Genomic DNA, 13,798 nt, shown 5'->3' with positions numbered 1-13,798 from the left:
ATAACAGCCCATATCGGTTGACATCGCCGAGTCATTCCCTTACCGGGCCACATTCCCGCGCGGGTCGGCAGGACTTTGTCCTTGATGATCTGCGTAAAGCAGATTTGAACGAGAAGAGAAGAGCCATGTTCGCAGTCGTGCGCACGGGCGGCAAGCAATATCGCGTCGCCGCCGGAGACAAGATCGTCGTCGAAAAGCTGGCCGGTGAGGCTGGCGACAAGGTAACCCTGGACGATGTCCTGTTCGCCGGTGAAGGCGGCAAGGCGCAGGACGCCGCGAAGCTGACCGTCGCCGCGGAAATCATCGCGCAGGCGAAGGGCGAGAAGGTCATCGTCTTCAAGAAGCGCCGCCGTCACAATTACCGCCGCAAGAACGGCCATCGCCAGAACCACACGATCCTGAAGATCGTGTCGATCGGCGCCTGAGCCGCTAGCCAAAGATTCAAGGAGTACAGGTCATGGCACATAAGAAAGCTGGCGGTTCGTCGCGCAACGGTCGCGATTCGGAATCCAAGCGCCTTGGCGTCAAGAAGTTCGGCGGTCAGGAAGTGATCGGCGGCAACATCATCATTCGTCAGCGCGGCACCCGCGTCTATCCCGGCCGCAATGTCGGCATGGGCAAGGACCACACATTGTTCGCGTTGGGCGAAGGCCGCGTGGTGTTCCACACCGGCAAGCTCGGCCGCAAATATGTATCGGTCGACGCGATGGCCGAAGCCGCCGAATAACGGACGATCGATGACGGATCGTCCTTCGCAGGGGCGATCCTCCCGGTAGAAAAGCCATCTGGCAGACTGCCGGTGTTTCGAGGGAAACAAGGGGCGCCCCATCCATGGGAGCGCCCCTTTTTCCGTTCGTCGGACTCTCCCATCATTTTCCCTCAAATCGCTGGAACCCAAGGCTTTCTCGCGCGTCATCGCGCAGCCGAAGCGGCCAGTCGCGACCGTCGCCAAGCCGTAACTTTTGTCGGCCATGGGCGCGTCAGAAAAGAGGAGAGACTTATCATGTTCGCCCGTACCCCCCGCCTGCTGCTGAGGCCCGGCTGGAAGGAGGACGCAAACGCCCTGGCCCGGACTATCGGCGATGCCGCGATCCTGCGGAACCTGACGCGCGCGCCGAGTCCCTATGGGACGGAAGATGCCGAATCCTTCCTGTCGATGCCGCAGGATTCGCGTCAGCCGCGCCTGCTGATCTTCGCCCGCACCCAAGGCGCGCCGCGTCTGGTCGGCGGCTGCGGGATCGAACGCTGCGCCGACGGCACGCCGGAACTGGGATATTGGATCGCGCGGCCCTATTGGGGCCTGGGCTTTGCAACCGAAGCAACCCGCGCCCTGCTCGGCATGTCCCGTGCCAGCGGCGTGCGCGGCGTGCGCGCGGCCCATTTCGCGGATAATCCGGCGTCGGGCCATGTCCTGCGGAAGATGGGCTTCCGCTTCACGGGCCGCGTCGAGAAGCGGCGCAGCCCGGGACGTGAAAGCGCCGCCGACTGCCTGATCTTCGAGGAAGGCGAAGGCGCGCACATGCCGGTGGACCCGGCGCTCGACATCTATGGCGACGCCCTGCCCGCCCTGGCGGCATAAGGGCACGCTTCGGGCCGGGAAGCGCTCTCCCTCCGCTTCCCGGCCCTACCCGCCTGACGCGCGGGGGCGGCCGAATATTTCGACGGGAGTTCCGTCGATCAGGCGTCGGCCGATGCGGGAAAAGCCCTGCTTTCGCGCGATCCTGATCGACGCGCTGTTATCGCTTTCGATGATGCAGCGAATCGCAGGGGCATCGACATGGATATCCGCCCGGCGCAGCACCAGGGCGACCGCCTCGGAGGCTATGCCCTTGCCCCAGCAGGAAGGAAAAAAGACCCAGCCGATTTCTGCCGCGCCTTCGAGCTCCGGGATGCCGCGGCATGGCGGACCACGTCGAGGTCGCTCCACAGCGCGCGGCTGGTGGGGAAATCCTCCTGCCGGTGAGGGGCAGGGTCAGCCTTTCGCCGTGCAGCGTGGGCGCGTGGGTCATGATCTTCCCATGATGACGACCCTTGGTGCGCCGTCAAGCGGCGGCCGCCCTCCATCGCCGGTTTAATTCCGCCGCATAAGCGGCTATGGGCGCGCGATGCACTTTCTCGATCAAGCCAAGATTTTCATCAAATCCGGCTGGGGCGGCCCCGGCGCGGTCAGTTTCCGGCGCGAAAAATATGTCGAATATGGCGGCCCGGACGGCGGCAATGGCGGCAAGGGAGGCGACATCATCTTTGAAGCCATCGCGGGCCTCAATACGCTGATCGATTTCCGCTATACCCAGCATTTCAAGGCGCAGCGCGGGATGCCCGGCGCGGGCAAGAACCGCTTTGGCGCAGGCGGCGGCGATCTGGTCATCAAGGTGCCCGTCGGCACGCAGATTCTGTCCGACCCCCAGCCGATCGAGGGCACGGAGGACGAGGACGGCATTCCCGAATATGAGGAGCAGGAGGTGCTGGCGGACTTCACGCAGGTCGGACAGCGCATCGTGCTGCTGCGCGGGGGCGATGGCGGGCGGGGCAACCTGTCCTACAAGACCAGCACCAACCGCGCGCCGCGCCAGCATGGCACGGGCTGGCCCGGACAGGAAATGTGGGTATGGCTGCGGCTGAAGCTGCTGGCCGATGTGGGACTGGTGGGGATGCCCAATGCGGGCAAGTCGACCTTCATCAATCAGGTCACGAATACCAAGGCGAAGGTGGGGGCCTATGCCTTCACCACCACCAAGCCGCAGCTTGGCGTGGTTCTGCACCGCGACCGGGAGTTCGTGCTCGCGGATATTCCGGGGCTGATCGAGGGCGCGGCCGAGGGCGCGGGAATCGGCGACAGGTTCCTGGGGCATATCGAGCGGTGCCGGGTGTTGCTGCACCTCATCGACGCCACCGGAGACGATCCGGTGGAAGCATTCCGGGTCGTGCAGGACGAACTCGCCGCCTATGGCGCGGGGCTGGACGAGAAGCCGCTGCTGGTGGCGCTGAACAAGGGCGACCTGCTGGGGCATGAACTGATGGAGGATATCGCCGCGCAACTTCGCGACCAGGCCGGGGTGGAGGATCTGTTCATCATCTCCGGCGCCACCGGCGAAGGCGTGAAGGCATTGCTGGATGCAGTGCTGCCGTTGCTGGACGAACCCGCGGATGACGGCGACGAGGCGGATGAGGAAGGCGATGCTCAATGGTCGCCGATTTGAGCCGATGGCGTAACGCCGAACGGATGCTTGTTCTGTGACCGCGTCCCTCCCCGGCTTTCCTCCCGCGCAGATCCGTCGTCTGGTCATCAAGATCGGGTCGGCGCTGCTGGTCGATCCCGACGGGCAGGTGCGGGCGGACTGGCTCCGCACGCTTGTCGCCGACGTGGCAGAACGGCGCGCCGCGGGACAGCAGGTCATCATCGTGTCGTCGGGTGCGATCGCGCTGGGGGCGCGGCGGCTGAAGCTGCCCAAGGGCGGGCGCGGATCGCTGGAGGACGCGCAGGCGGCGGCGGCGACCGGGCAGATCGCGCTGTCGCAATGCTGGGCGAATCTACTGCACGAAAACGGCATCACCGCCGCGCAGATGCTGGTGACGCTGGACGATCTGGAGAACCGGCGGCGCTACCTCAATGCTTCGGCGACGCTGGAGCGGCTGATGCAACTCGGCGTCGTGCCGGTGGTCAATGAGAATGACAGCGTGGCGACAGCGGAAATCCGATTCGGCGATAATGACCGGCTGGCGGCGCGCATCGGACAGGCGGCACGGGCTGACGCGGTTGTGCTCCTTTCGGACGTGGACGGGCTTTACACCGCCAATCCGCATGTCGATGCGGACGCCATGCTGATAGAGACAATCGAGCGCATCGACGCGCGCATCGCGGGCATGGCGGACAGCGGTTCCGCTTCGGGCATGGGATCGGGGGGCATGACCTCCAAGATCGAGGCCGCGCGGATCGCGACGGGCGCGGGCGCGCACCTCGCCATCATTTCGGGCAAGGTGGATGCGCCGCTGTCGCATTGGGCGAAGGGCGGGCGCGGGTCGATCTTCCTTGCCGCCCCCGCCAGGCGCGCGCGCAAGGGGTGGTTGGCGGGCCGCTTGACGGTGCGCGGACGGATCGTCGTGGATGCGGGCGCGGAAAAGGCGCTGGGCAAGGGCAACAGCCTGCTGCCCGCCGGAGTCGCCCGCGTGGAAGGCGTTTTCGCACGGGGCGATGCGGTCGATATCCTGACGGAGGACGGCAGGGTGATCGCGCGCGGCCTCATCGAATATGACAGCGAGGAAGCAGCCCGGATCGCGGGCAAGCGGAGCGAGGATATCGCGGCTTTGCTGGGGCATCTGCCCCGGTCGGTGCTGGTCCATCGCGATCATCTGGCGATGGTCTGAGCGCCCATGCCCCTACGCATTGCGATGACGGGCGCGACGGGATTCGTCGGCGCTGAAACATTGGACCAGGCGCTGGACGCGGGGCATCATGTGAACGCCCTCACCCGCCGGGCGCAGCCGCCGCGCGCGCGGCTCAAATGGGTGCCGGGCTCACTGGAGGATGCCGCCGCGCTCGATACGCTGATGCGCGACGCGGATGCGGTGATCCATATCGCGGGCGTGGTGAACGCACCGGATCGCGCGGGGTTCGAAGCCGGGAACGCGCGCGGGACAATGGTGGTGGTGGACGCGATGCGCAAGCGCGGCGTCAGGCGGCTGGTGCATGTGTCGTCGCTGGCGGCGCGGGAACCGGAACTGTCGGATTATGGCTGGTCCAAGGAGCGGGCCGAGCGGCTGGTGAAGGCGAGCGGGCTTGACTGGACCATCGTGCGGCCGCCGGCCATTTACGGGCCGGGCGACCGGGAGATGCTGGAACTGTTCCGCATGGCAAAGCGCGGCGTGATGCTGCTGCCACCGGGCGGGCGGCTTTCAGTGATCGAGGTCAGCGATCTGGCCCGGCTGCTGCTGGCGCTGCCGGGCGAGACGGAGATGAGCCTCGCCGAGACATATGAGGTCGATGACGGGACGCCGCAGGGTTGGGACCATCGGGATTTCGGGCAGGCGATCGGGCGCGCGGTCGGACGGCCGGTGCGGACCATGGCGACGCCCGCCTGGCTGCTGGGCGCGGGCGCGCGGATGGACGGATTCTTCCGGGGCAAGGGCGCAAAGCTGACGCCGGACCGGGTGCGTTATTTCTGCCATCCCGATTGGGTGGCGGCTACGGGGCAGCACCCGCCCAAGGCGCTGTGGACGCCGGAAGTGACGACCGAGGATGGGCTGAGGGCGACGGTCGAGGCTTATCGGGCGAAGGGATGGTTATAGTATGCGCTCCGATTTGGGTGGAAAGCGGCATGGCGGCTTACGGGAAAGTGTAGCCTGATAGGAAGTCGTTCTACGGCGCCGGAAAACCCCTCAACGCGCGTTGTCGGACACTTTCTCAATCCGGCAGGGATTGTCGGACACCGCAAGAAACGAATCGACCGCACAACACCGTATGCGATATGTTTTTCCCGGAATCGCGTGACGACTGCACGGAATTGATGTGTTTTCCGGCATGCCTCGATACCGGTCGTCAATTTACGGACATTCGGCATCCTGCTATCTGCGGAGAAGAAAGGATGGACGCATGGCCATTATTATCTCAATTATTTTAGCCATCGTCTTTGCACTGGTGATGATTGTCTTGTCCGTTCGCGCCAACACCCGCTTTCGCAAAGAGCAAAAGCTTCCGATGCAATGGATGATTTCACGATCGCAACCTCTTTCCAGCACGGTAATCCGGTCGGCCCCGCGCGTTATTGCTCTCGGCTTTGTTCCCTTTTTGGGGATCACTGTGCTGTCGCTGTTCGCTATTGGCGCGACGACTCTAACGCCGAGGCCCGGCCAAGAAGGAATGTTGCTGCCCTCCCTGATTTTCATTGGGAGCATCCTCGTGGGCATTCAAGTTTTGCATCTTTGGCTGATTGAGAAAACCTTGCGTCGTAGCGGAGAATAGCCTGCAAACCGTGCAAAAAGCACGGAAATCAGGTGTTTCGCCAGTATGGGCTTTAAGGTGCGTTGCAAGGCTCGATAAATGACCGGCAATGGTCGGAAACCGCCGCCCGTTGGATTCGCGCCTAATTTGCTCCCGCTTCCGCAGGCTTCCTCGAGCGTTGTTCGGCGACGAATTCGCTGATCGCCTGCCCACTGGCGTTGAGCAGCGGATAAGTGCGTGCGTCGGACAGCCAATCAGGGCGACGCGCGGCGCTGCCGTAGAAGGTGTCGTAGACGAGGCTGAAGGCGAGAAAGAGCAGCGTCGCGCCGATCAATCCCTTGACTGCGCCGAAGCCGCCGCCCAGCACGCGGTCGACCGGCCCCAGCACCGACTGGCGCGTGCGCTTGCCGATGGCGTGAGCGAGCAGCTTGCCCGCCGCGAACGTCACACCGAATATGAGAACCAGCGCCAGCATAGCCGCACCGCTTTCCGTGCCGATCAGCGGCGCCAGCAGCTCGGCCACGGAGGCGTGAAACAGGCGGATGGCGAAGATCGCCAGCACCCAGGCGATGAGCGATAGCGTTTCCTGCACGAAGCCGCGTAGCAGCCCGAAAACGGCGCAGCCGCCGATGGCGAGCAGGACGAGTATGTCGACGGCGTTCATGGCATGGCTGGCTATCCGCGCCCAAGCATCTGGTCAACAAGCTGCGAGAGGGCGCGATAGCCGCTGACCGAAATACCCTTCACACCGTCCGCTGCGGCAGCGGGCACATAGGCCCGATTGAAGCCGAGCTTGGCCGATTCGCGCAACCGCAAGGGGGCATGGGCGACGGGACGGATTTCGCCCGACAGCGCGATTTCACCGAACAGCACCACGTCGGCGGGAACAGGCCGTTCGGCGAGCGCGGACATGAGCGCGGCGGCGACGGCAAGGTCCGCCGCCGGGTCCGACAGGCGATAGCCGCCCGCGACGTTCAGATAGACCTCGCAGGTGGAGAAGCTGAGGCCGCAACGCGCTTCCAGCACGGCAAGGACCATGGCGAGCCGTCCGCTGTCCCAGCCCACCACCGCGCGGCGTGGGGTCGCGCCGCTGGAGAGGCGGACGACGAGCGCCTGGATTTCCACCAGCACAGGCCGCGTTCCTTCCAGCGCGGGGAAGACCGTCGCGCCCGTGACGCTTTCGTCGCGATGGGTGAGAAACAAAGCGGAGGGATTGGCGACTTCCTCCAGCCCTTCGGCCACCATGGCGAAGACGCCGATCTCGTCCGTGCCGCCGAAGCGGTTCTTGATGGCGCGCAGGATGCGGTATTGATGGCTTCGCTCGCCTTCGAAGCTCAGCACCGTGTCGACCATATGTTCGAGGACGCGGGGACCGGCGATGCTGCCGTCCTTGGTCACATGGCCGACCATGACGAGGGCGGTGCCGCGCTGCTTGGCGAAACGGATGAGTTCCTGGGCGGAGGCGCGGACCTGGCTGACGGTGCCGGGCGCGCCTTCGATCAGGTCGCTGTGCATGGTCTGGATCGAATCGATGACGAGCAGCGCGGGCGGCTCCCCCTCCCCCAGCGTAGTCAATATGTCGCGAACGGAGGTGGCGCTGGCAAGTTGCACCGGGGCGGTGCCAAGGCCGAGGCGCCGGGCACGCAGGCGGACCTGATCGGCGGCTTCCTCCCCGCTGATATAGGCGACCGGCAGGCCGCGCGCGGCAATGCGGGCGGCGGCTTGGAGGAGAAGCGTGGACTTGCCGATGCCGGGGTCCCCGCCGATCAGCGTGGCCGAGCCGGAAACGATGCCGCCCCCCAGCGCGCGGTCGAACTCCGCGATGCCGGTGCTGGTGCGGTCGGGCAGTCGCACGTCACTGTCGAGACCGATGAGGGAAATCGCCCGCCCTCCCGTCTGGAGATCGTGGCGCGCGGAAAAGACGGTTTCGGCGGCTTCCTCGACGATGCTGTTCCATTCGCCGCAATCGTCGCACTGGCCCTGCCAGCGGCCCGATACGGTGCCGCATTGCTGACAGACGAATTTGCGCTTTGCCTTTGCCATGATTCACGCATAACAGAACATATGCGGAACACAATCCAAAGCTGCATTGCCTCTTGGAAACAGGGTGCGCGCTGGCGCATTAAACGGAGATGAAGTCCATCCGCGTCGCCAGCTATAATATCCGCAAGGCCATCGGCACCGACCGCCGCCGCATCCCGGAAAGGGTGATCGACGTGCTGAACGAGGTGGATGCCGACATCATAGCCTTGCAGGAGGCGGACCGGCGGTTCGGGGTGCGCTCGGCGGCTCTCCCGCCGCTGCTGCTCGACAGTCAGAGCGGATACAAGGCGGTGCCGCTCAATGTGCAGACCGATTCGATGGGCTGGCACGGCAATGCGATCCTCGTCCGCAAGGACGCGCAGGTCGCCGCGCATGACGTCATCCACCTCCCCTGCCTGGAGCCGCGCGGCGCGACCATGGCGGAGGTGACGCTGAACGGCGCGACGATGCGGGTGTTCGGGATGCATCTGGACCTGTCGGGCTTGTGGCGGCGGCGGCAGGCTTCGGCGATGATCCATGCGGCGGCGCAGGGGGAAGCGCTGCCCACGGTGCTGATGGGCGACCTTAACGAATGGAGCGCGGAACGGGGATGCCTGGCCGACTTTGCACGGCATTACAGCTTCGCGCCGTGCGGGCGGAGCTTCCACGCGCGGCGGCCCGTGGCGCGGCTGGACCGGATCATGCATTGCGGGCGGCTGAAGCTGATGGACAGCGGCGTGCATGAAAGCGCGGCGGCGCGGAAGGCTTCGGACCATCTGCCGATCTGGGCGGAGTTCGCGCTTGGCTGACGCCCTCTCGACAAGCCCGCGCCGCTCTGCGATCCATGGGGCATGAGGGAGAAGGAACTCCGGCTGGCGCTGGTCTGCTATGGCGGGATCAGCCTTGCGGTCTACATGCACGGCATCAGCAAGGAAATCTGGCGGCTGGCGCGGGCGAGCCGGTCTTTTCATGACGGTTCTCCCCCCGGCAACAGCACCGAAGCGGTCTATCGCCGCCTGTTGGAAGCGATGGAGCAGGAAAGCGGCATCAAGCTGCGCGTCATGCCCGACATCATCGCGGGGGCAAGCGCGGGCGGGATCAACGGCATATTCCTGGCGCAGGCGATCGAGACGGGTCAATCGCTGGAGCCGCTGACCGACATGTGGCTGGAGAATGCCGATGTCGAGGAGTTGCTGGACCCCGATGCGCGGCCCGCGCGGGCGATCACGAAATTCTGGGCGGCGCCGCTCGTATGGGTGGCGGCCCGGCGGCCCGGCGACGCGGTGGAGCGTACCGTCGCGCCCGACACGCGGGAAGAGGTGCGCCAGAAATTGTCGCGTTTCATCCGGTCGCGCTGGTTCGAGCCGCCTTTCGGCGGGCAGATATTCTCCGGCATGATCCTCGACGCGTTCGACGCGATGGAGGCGACGGAGCGCGGGCCTTCGCTGCTGCCCGACGGGCATCCGCTGGACCTGTTCGTCACCGTCACCGATTTCGAGGGCCATCCGCAAAGCCTGACGCTCAACAGCCCGCCGCAGGTGATCGAGACGGAACATCGTCTGTCCATCGGCTTTCGCGCACAGGGCCATGGGAAGCGCGCCTTCGCCGACGCGGTGGAACTGGTCTTCGCCGCGCGGGCGACGGCGAGCTTTCCCGGCGCCTTCCCGCCCTTCACCGTGCGGGAGCTGGACGCGGTGCTCAAGCGCCGCCATCGGGCGTGGCCGACGCGCGACGCCTTCCTGGCGCGCGCCCTGCCCCGCCATGCGGCGCAGGGTATGGCCGAGGACGCCGTGCTGATCGACGGGTCGGTGTTGGCCAATGCGCCCTTCGCGCAGGCCATAGGCGCGCTCGGCAACCGGCCTTCCCGTCGGGAGGTGGACCGCCGATTCGTCTATATCGATCCCAAGCCGGGACATCGTTCCATCCGCCTGAACCGTGAGGGTGAAGCGGAGGAGGATGAACCGGGAGATATGCGGCTGCCGGGGTTTTTCCGCACCATCTTCGGGGCGTTGAGCGACATTCCGCGCGAACAGCCGATCCGCGACAATCTGGAAGCGATCGACCGCCATTCCTCACGCATCCGGCGCATGGTGCGGATATTGCACGCGCTGCGCCCCGGCATCGAGGCGGAGGTGGAAAACGCCATCGGCGGGATGCTGTTCCTTGACCGGCCGACGCCGGCGCGCCTGTCGAACTGGCGCACCAAGGCACAGCAAAGGGCAGCAAATTCGGCAGGGTTCGCCTTTCCGGCCTATGGGCATCTCAAATTGTCGGGGATCGTCGAATCGCTGGCGGAGCTGCTGTTCCGCCTAAGCGGGGAAGACAGCGCGATGATGCGCGAAAGCTATCGCCAGGCGATCTGGGCGGAAGTGCGCGCGACCGGCGCGGACAAGCTGACCGAGGATGTGGGTCCATCCTCCGCGCCCGTGCAGTTCTTCCGGACGCACGATATGGCCTTCCGGGTACGGCGGCTGCGCTTCCTGGCGCGGCGGCTGACCGAAACGCTGGAGATCGAGAGCGCGGCGGAAGAAGCCGCGGTCGAAAAGCTGCGCGACGCCATCTATCAGGCGCTGGCCCATTATTCGGAATGCGACGAGGCCGATTTCCACGGCGAAACCGTGCGCGCCGCCGCGCGGGAAGTGCCGACCGACGCCGCCGCTGCGCTGGCTGCGGTCGCGCGGGAACGCGACTTGCGGACGCGGGACGAAGCCGCCGACAGGATGCTTGCCGATGCGCTGGCCGCGCTGCCCAGGAAAGTGCGGCGCATCATGCTTCTGGCCTATCTCGGCTTCCCCTTTTACGACATCGCCACCCTGCCGCTGTTGCAGGGCGACGCGACGAACGAATATGACCCGATCAAGGTCGACCGCATCTCGCCCGAAGATTGCACCGCCATTCGGTCGGGCGGTGCCGAAGCCACGCTCAAGGGTATCGAGTTCAACAATTTCGGGGCTTTCTTCAGCCGCGCTTATCGGGAGAATGACTATCTGTGGGGACGGCTGCATGGCGTGGAGCGGCTGCTGGATATCGTGATTTCGGCCGTGCCCGCAGCAAGCCGCCTTTCACCCGAGCGGCTGCATGACTATAGGCGGGAGGCATTCCTGGCGATCCTGAACGAGGAGGAAGAAAGGTTGCCGCATGTCGCGGATTTGATCGCCAGCCTGCGGAAGGAGATCGGATGAACATCCGCGCGACAGTGATTGCAACGATCCTGCTGGTCCTTGCGGGCGGCTGCTCGTCATCGGGAGAGCGCGCGACCGCCGCCGATCAGACGCGGCATGACGAAACCGCGATCCAGCCCCCTGCATCTCCACCGCCCCCGCCGCTGCCGTCCGACGACAAGAGGATTCCGCCGCAACCCTCCCCCACGGTGAAGGATTTGCCGCCCGACAAGGCCGTCGCTTCCACGGAAGTGGACCGTGTGCCGCAAGCCAAGCTGGCGGACAGCCGGAACATGGCCGACGTCCTGCCGCAATCCTATCGCCCGCGCGATCTCCCGCTCTCGGGGCAAGCGGGGCAGGTTGCGCCTTTTCCGCGGGAGGTGACGAATTTCATGGTCGAGAGGGACAGTTGCGATCATTTCCGGGGTGAGGAACCCTATGATGCGGACAGGCGCGCCTATCTGGCCGAGAATATAGCGGAGCTGTGCACGGGCACCGACGGCCGGCTGGCCGCCCTGCGTATGCGCTACGCGAACGATCCCGCGGTGATCGCTGCCCTTTCGAGCTATGAGGACCGGGTCGAGGATAATGCGGGAAAGGGCAAATATATCGGCAAATGACCCCAGGGCCTGGGACCGATCAGCCGGCTACGCAGAATGATGCCTGAATGTCGATCCGCCCTAATGTTTCAATAGCGCGTCGATGGCGGCGGCCATATCTATGTCGCGCCGGGACAGGCCGCCTGCGTCATGCGTGGTCAACAATATGTCCACGCGATTATAGACGTTGGACCATTCGGGATGGTGATCCGCCTTTTCCGCCAGCAGGGCAACGCGCGTCATGAACCCGAAGGCTTCGTTGAAGTCGGCGAAAGTGAAGCGGCGGCGGATGCCATCCGGATCGCCGGCCGGCGTCCAGTCGGGCAGCGACGCCAGCGCCAGAGTCCGCGCTTTCTCGTCCAGTTTACCAACCATTTGACTATCCTCGCAATCTGCTTTGGCCTATGTCGCAGCCATGCCCGACATCCGTCAACCGCCGCGTTTCGCGCCGACGAAGGAAGAGATCGAAACGCTGGCGCTCGAAGCCCTGAGTCGCCTGCCCGATCCGTTCGCCGCGCATTTGTCCAATGTCGTGCTGTTTGTCGAGGATTTCGCGGACGAACAGGTGTTGAAGGACATGGAGATCGAGGACCCCTTCGGCCTTACCGGCCTTTATACCGGACGTCCCGTGGGCCACGAAGCGCAGACCGGCGACACGCCGCCCACGGTTCATCTTTTCCGCCGGCCGCTGCTGGACGAGTGGGTGGAAACCGGCATCGCGCTGGATGCGCTCATCACCCATGTCGTGGTGCATGAGATTGGCCATCATTTCGGCCTGTCCGACCTCGACATGCATGTGCTCGAAGACATGGTCGCGCCATGAAGGAAGCGGCGATGCGCCTGTCGGACGTGGCTTGCCTGCGGGGCGGGCGGATGCTGTTCCGGGGCGTCGACCTCGATCTGAAAGCGGGCGGGAGCGCCCTTCTCGCCGGACCCAATGGCGTTGGCAAGTCGAGCCTGTTGCGGATATGCGCGGGATTGCTGCCCGCCTTTGCCGGAACGGTGGAACGACGGGGCGGCGTGGCCCTGACGGACGAGCGGCTGGCGCTGGACATGGAGCGACCCTTGCGGAAGGCGCTGGGTTTCTGGGCGCGGCTGGACGGGGTGGATGACGGGACGCTCGACCGCGCGCTGGACGCCATGGCGCTCCTGGCGCTTGCCGATCTGCCGGTGCGGATGCTGTCCACCGGGCAGCGCAAGCGGGCGATGCTGGCGCGTGTGATCGCTTCCGGCGCGGCGATCTGGCTGCTGGACGAGCCGGGCAACGGGCTGGACAATGCGTCGCTGAAACTGCTTGGCGCGGCGGTGTCGCGGCATCTGGCGGCGGGTGGCATCATGCTGGCCGCTTCGCACCAGCCCCTGCCGCTCGCGGATCATGCACGGATCGACCTGCGCATCCATGCGGCGGAGGCTGAGAGCGCATGAGGACTATGTGGCTGCTCACGCGCCGCGACCTGGGACAGGCATGGCGTTCGGCGGGGCTGTGGCTGCCGGTCGCCTTCCTCCTGCTGGTGGCGAGCCTCTATCCCTTTGCCGTCGGCCCCGACGCGGCACTGCTCGGGCGGACAGGCGGGGGCATGTTGTGGATCGCGGCGCTGCTGGCCAGCCTGCTTCCCGTCGACCGGCTGGTGACGCCGGACAGGGACTCCGGCGTGCTGGACCAGATCGCGTTGCGCGGCATCGGGGAGGAACTGATCGTCCTGGCGCGGTTGATCGCGCACTGGCTGGGTTTCGGGCCGCCGCTGATGATCGCCACGCTGCCTGCCGCCGCCCTGCTGAAACTGGACGGAGCGACCGTCATCCTGCTGGAGGCGGGCCTGCTGATCGGAACACCTGCCCTTGCAGCGCTGGGACTGCTGGTGGCGACCCTGACCGCCGGATTGCGGTCCAGCGGAGCGTTGGCCGGATTGCTGGCCCTGCCGCTGGCCGTGCCGCTGCTCATCTTCGGCGCGGGAACGCTGGGCGACGGCAGCGGAGCGGCCTTGAAATTCCTGGGCGCGGCCTCGCTTCTGCTGGTGGCGATCACGCCCTTTGCCGGCGGGGCGGCGATCCGCGCGGGACGGGAATAAGCGAACAAC

The 13,798-nt window shown here is 65.7% G+C and carries 17 protein-coding genes; 13 read left to right on the top strand and 4 right to left on the bottom strand.

The genetic code is table 11. The annotated features are described in order from the left end of the window. Nucleotides 1-125: 125 nt before the first annotated feature. From rplU to IQ35_RS07015, 3 genes are all read left to right on the top strand, one after another. Nucleotides 126-425: a 50S ribosomal protein L21 gene (gene rplU, locus IQ35_RS07025; RefSeq protein ID WP_021247346.1), complete on the top strand. Its 300-nt coding sequence runs from the start codon at nucleotides 126-128 to the stop codon at nucleotides 423-425. Nucleotides 426-457: 32 nt separating this feature from the next. Beyond that, complete coding sequence (gene rpmA / locus IQ35_RS07020; protein WP_007683600.1) at nucleotides 458-727, top strand: 50S ribosomal protein L27; 270 nt, start codon at nucleotides 458-460, stop codon at nucleotides 725-727. 276 nt (nucleotides 728-1,003) lie between these two features. Further along, entirely contained in the window at nucleotides 1,004-1,579 is a 576-nt protein-coding gene (locus tag IQ35_RS07015) for a GNAT family N-acetyltransferase (RefSeq protein WP_021247347.1), read from the top strand. Between the two features lie 45 nt (nucleotides 1,580-1,624). On the opposite strand, the gene IQ35_RS07010 is transcribed toward IQ35_RS07015, so the two are convergent. Beyond that, nucleotides 1,625-1,927: a GNAT family N-acetyltransferase gene (locus tag IQ35_RS07010; protein ID WP_021247348.1), complete on the bottom strand. Its 303-nt coding sequence runs from the start codon at nucleotides 1,925-1,927 to the stop codon at nucleotides 1,625-1,627. A 178-nt stretch (nucleotides 1,928-2,105) separates the two neighbouring features. Here IQ35_RS07010 and obgE point away from each other — a divergent pair, with 178 nt between their 5' ends. The 4 genes from obgE to IQ35_RS06990 all read left to right on the top strand — a co-directional run bounded on the left by obgE (nucleotide 2,106) and on the right by IQ35_RS06990 (nucleotide 5,959). Next, nucleotides 2,106-3,200 (top strand): GTPase ObgE, encoded by a 1,095-nt coding sequence (obgE, locus tag IQ35_RS07005; protein ID WP_021247349.1) that lies wholly within the window; start codon nucleotides 2,106-2,108, stop codon nucleotides 3,198-3,200. Between the two features lie 34 nt (nucleotides 3,201-3,234). Beyond that, the gene (proB, locus tag IQ35_RS07000) at nucleotides 3,235-4,365 is read left to right on the top strand and encodes a glutamate 5-kinase (RefSeq protein ID WP_021247350.1); all 1,131 of its coding nucleotides are present in this window, start codon (nucleotides 3,235-3,237) and stop codon (nucleotides 4,363-4,365) included. Nucleotides 4,366-4,371: 6 nt separating this feature from the next. Next, nucleotides 4,372-5,286 (top strand): NAD-dependent epimerase/dehydratase family protein, encoded by a 915-nt coding sequence (locus IQ35_RS06995; RefSeq protein ID WP_031292500.1) that lies wholly within the window; start codon nucleotides 4,372-4,374, stop codon nucleotides 5,284-5,286. A gap of 304 nt (nucleotides 5,287-5,590) precedes the next feature. Beyond that, the gene (locus tag IQ35_RS06990; RefSeq protein ID WP_021247352.1) at nucleotides 5,591-5,959 is read left to right on the top strand and encodes a hypothetical protein; all 369 of its coding nucleotides are present in this window, start codon (nucleotides 5,591-5,593) and stop codon (nucleotides 5,957-5,959) included. Nucleotides 5,960-6,080: 121 nt separating this feature from the next. Here the strand turns inward: IQ35_RS06990 and IQ35_RS06985 are convergent, their stop codons facing one another. Further along, nucleotides 6,081-6,602, bottom strand: a complete 522-nt coding sequence (locus IQ35_RS06985; RefSeq protein WP_145072370.1) for a CvpA family protein — start codon at nucleotides 6,600-6,602, stop codon at nucleotides 6,081-6,083. 11 nt (nucleotides 6,603-6,613) lie between these two features. After that, a complete protein-coding gene (gene radA / locus IQ35_RS06980; protein ID WP_021247354.1) occupies nucleotides 6,614-7,981 on the bottom strand; it encodes a DNA repair protein RadA in 1,368 nt (455 codons plus the stop codon). An 89-nt stretch (nucleotides 7,982-8,070) separates the two neighbouring features. Here radA and IQ35_RS06975 point away from each other — a divergent pair, with 89 nt between their 5' ends. Genes IQ35_RS06975 through IQ35_RS06965 form a run of 3 tightly spaced genes read left to right on the top strand, consistent with a single transcriptional unit; the run spans nucleotide 8,071 to nucleotide 11,741 of the window. After that, nucleotides 8,071-8,769 carry an endonuclease/exonuclease/phosphatase family protein gene (locus tag IQ35_RS06975; protein ID WP_021247355.1) on the top strand — a complete coding sequence of 233 codons (699 nt, stop codon included), beginning with the start codon at nucleotides 8,071-8,073 and terminating at the stop codon, nucleotides 8,767-8,769. 42 nt (nucleotides 8,770-8,811) lie between these two features. Next, a complete protein-coding gene (locus IQ35_RS06970) occupies nucleotides 8,812-11,142 on the top strand; it encodes a patatin-like protein (protein ID WP_021247356.1) in 2,331 nt (776 codons plus the stop codon). Further along, the gene (locus IQ35_RS06965) at nucleotides 11,139-11,741 is read left to right on the top strand and encodes a hypothetical protein (RefSeq protein ID WP_021247357.1); all 603 of its coding nucleotides are present in this window, start codon (nucleotides 11,139-11,141) and stop codon (nucleotides 11,739-11,741) included. Before IQ35_RS06970 ends, IQ35_RS06965 begins: the two co-directional genes overlap by 4 nt. A gap of 60 nt (nucleotides 11,742-11,801) precedes the next feature. Here IQ35_RS06965 and IQ35_RS06960 read toward each other — a convergent pair whose 3' ends face one another. Further along, nucleotides 11,802-12,095, bottom strand: a complete 294-nt coding sequence (locus IQ35_RS06960) for a 4a-hydroxytetrahydrobiopterin dehydratase (protein ID WP_021247358.1) — start codon at nucleotides 12,093-12,095, stop codon at nucleotides 11,802-11,804. Nucleotides 12,096-12,135: 40 nt separating this feature from the next. Between IQ35_RS06960 and IQ35_RS06955 the strand changes: the two genes are divergently transcribed. The 3 genes from IQ35_RS06955 to IQ35_RS06945 are packed head-to-tail and all read left to right on the top strand — an operon-like array spanning nucleotide 12,136 to nucleotide 13,789. Further along, the gene (locus IQ35_RS06955) at nucleotides 12,136-12,543 is read left to right on the top strand and encodes a metallopeptidase family protein (RefSeq protein ID WP_031292503.1); all 408 of its coding nucleotides are present in this window, start codon (nucleotides 12,136-12,138) and stop codon (nucleotides 12,541-12,543) included. Beyond that, entirely contained in the window at nucleotides 12,540-13,145 is a 606-nt protein-coding gene (gene ccmA, locus IQ35_RS06950; RefSeq protein ID WP_145072368.1) for a heme ABC exporter ATP-binding protein CcmA, read from the top strand. Before IQ35_RS06955 ends, ccmA begins: the two co-directional genes overlap by 4 nt. Further along, a complete protein-coding gene (locus tag IQ35_RS06945) occupies nucleotides 13,142-13,789 on the top strand; it encodes a heme exporter protein CcmB (protein ID WP_031292505.1) in 648 nt (215 codons plus the stop codon). Before ccmA ends, IQ35_RS06945 begins: the two co-directional genes overlap by 4 nt. Nucleotides 13,790-13,798 lie beyond the last annotated feature (9 nt).

This window comes from Sphingobium wenxiniae (genome assembly GCF_007830065.1).
GTDB lineage: Bacteria > Pseudomonadota > Alphaproteobacteria > Sphingomonadales > Sphingomonadaceae > Sphingobium > Sphingobium wenxiniae.
Note: the sequence above shows the minus strand (reverse complement) of the source record. Positions and strands in the feature narration are given on the sequence as shown.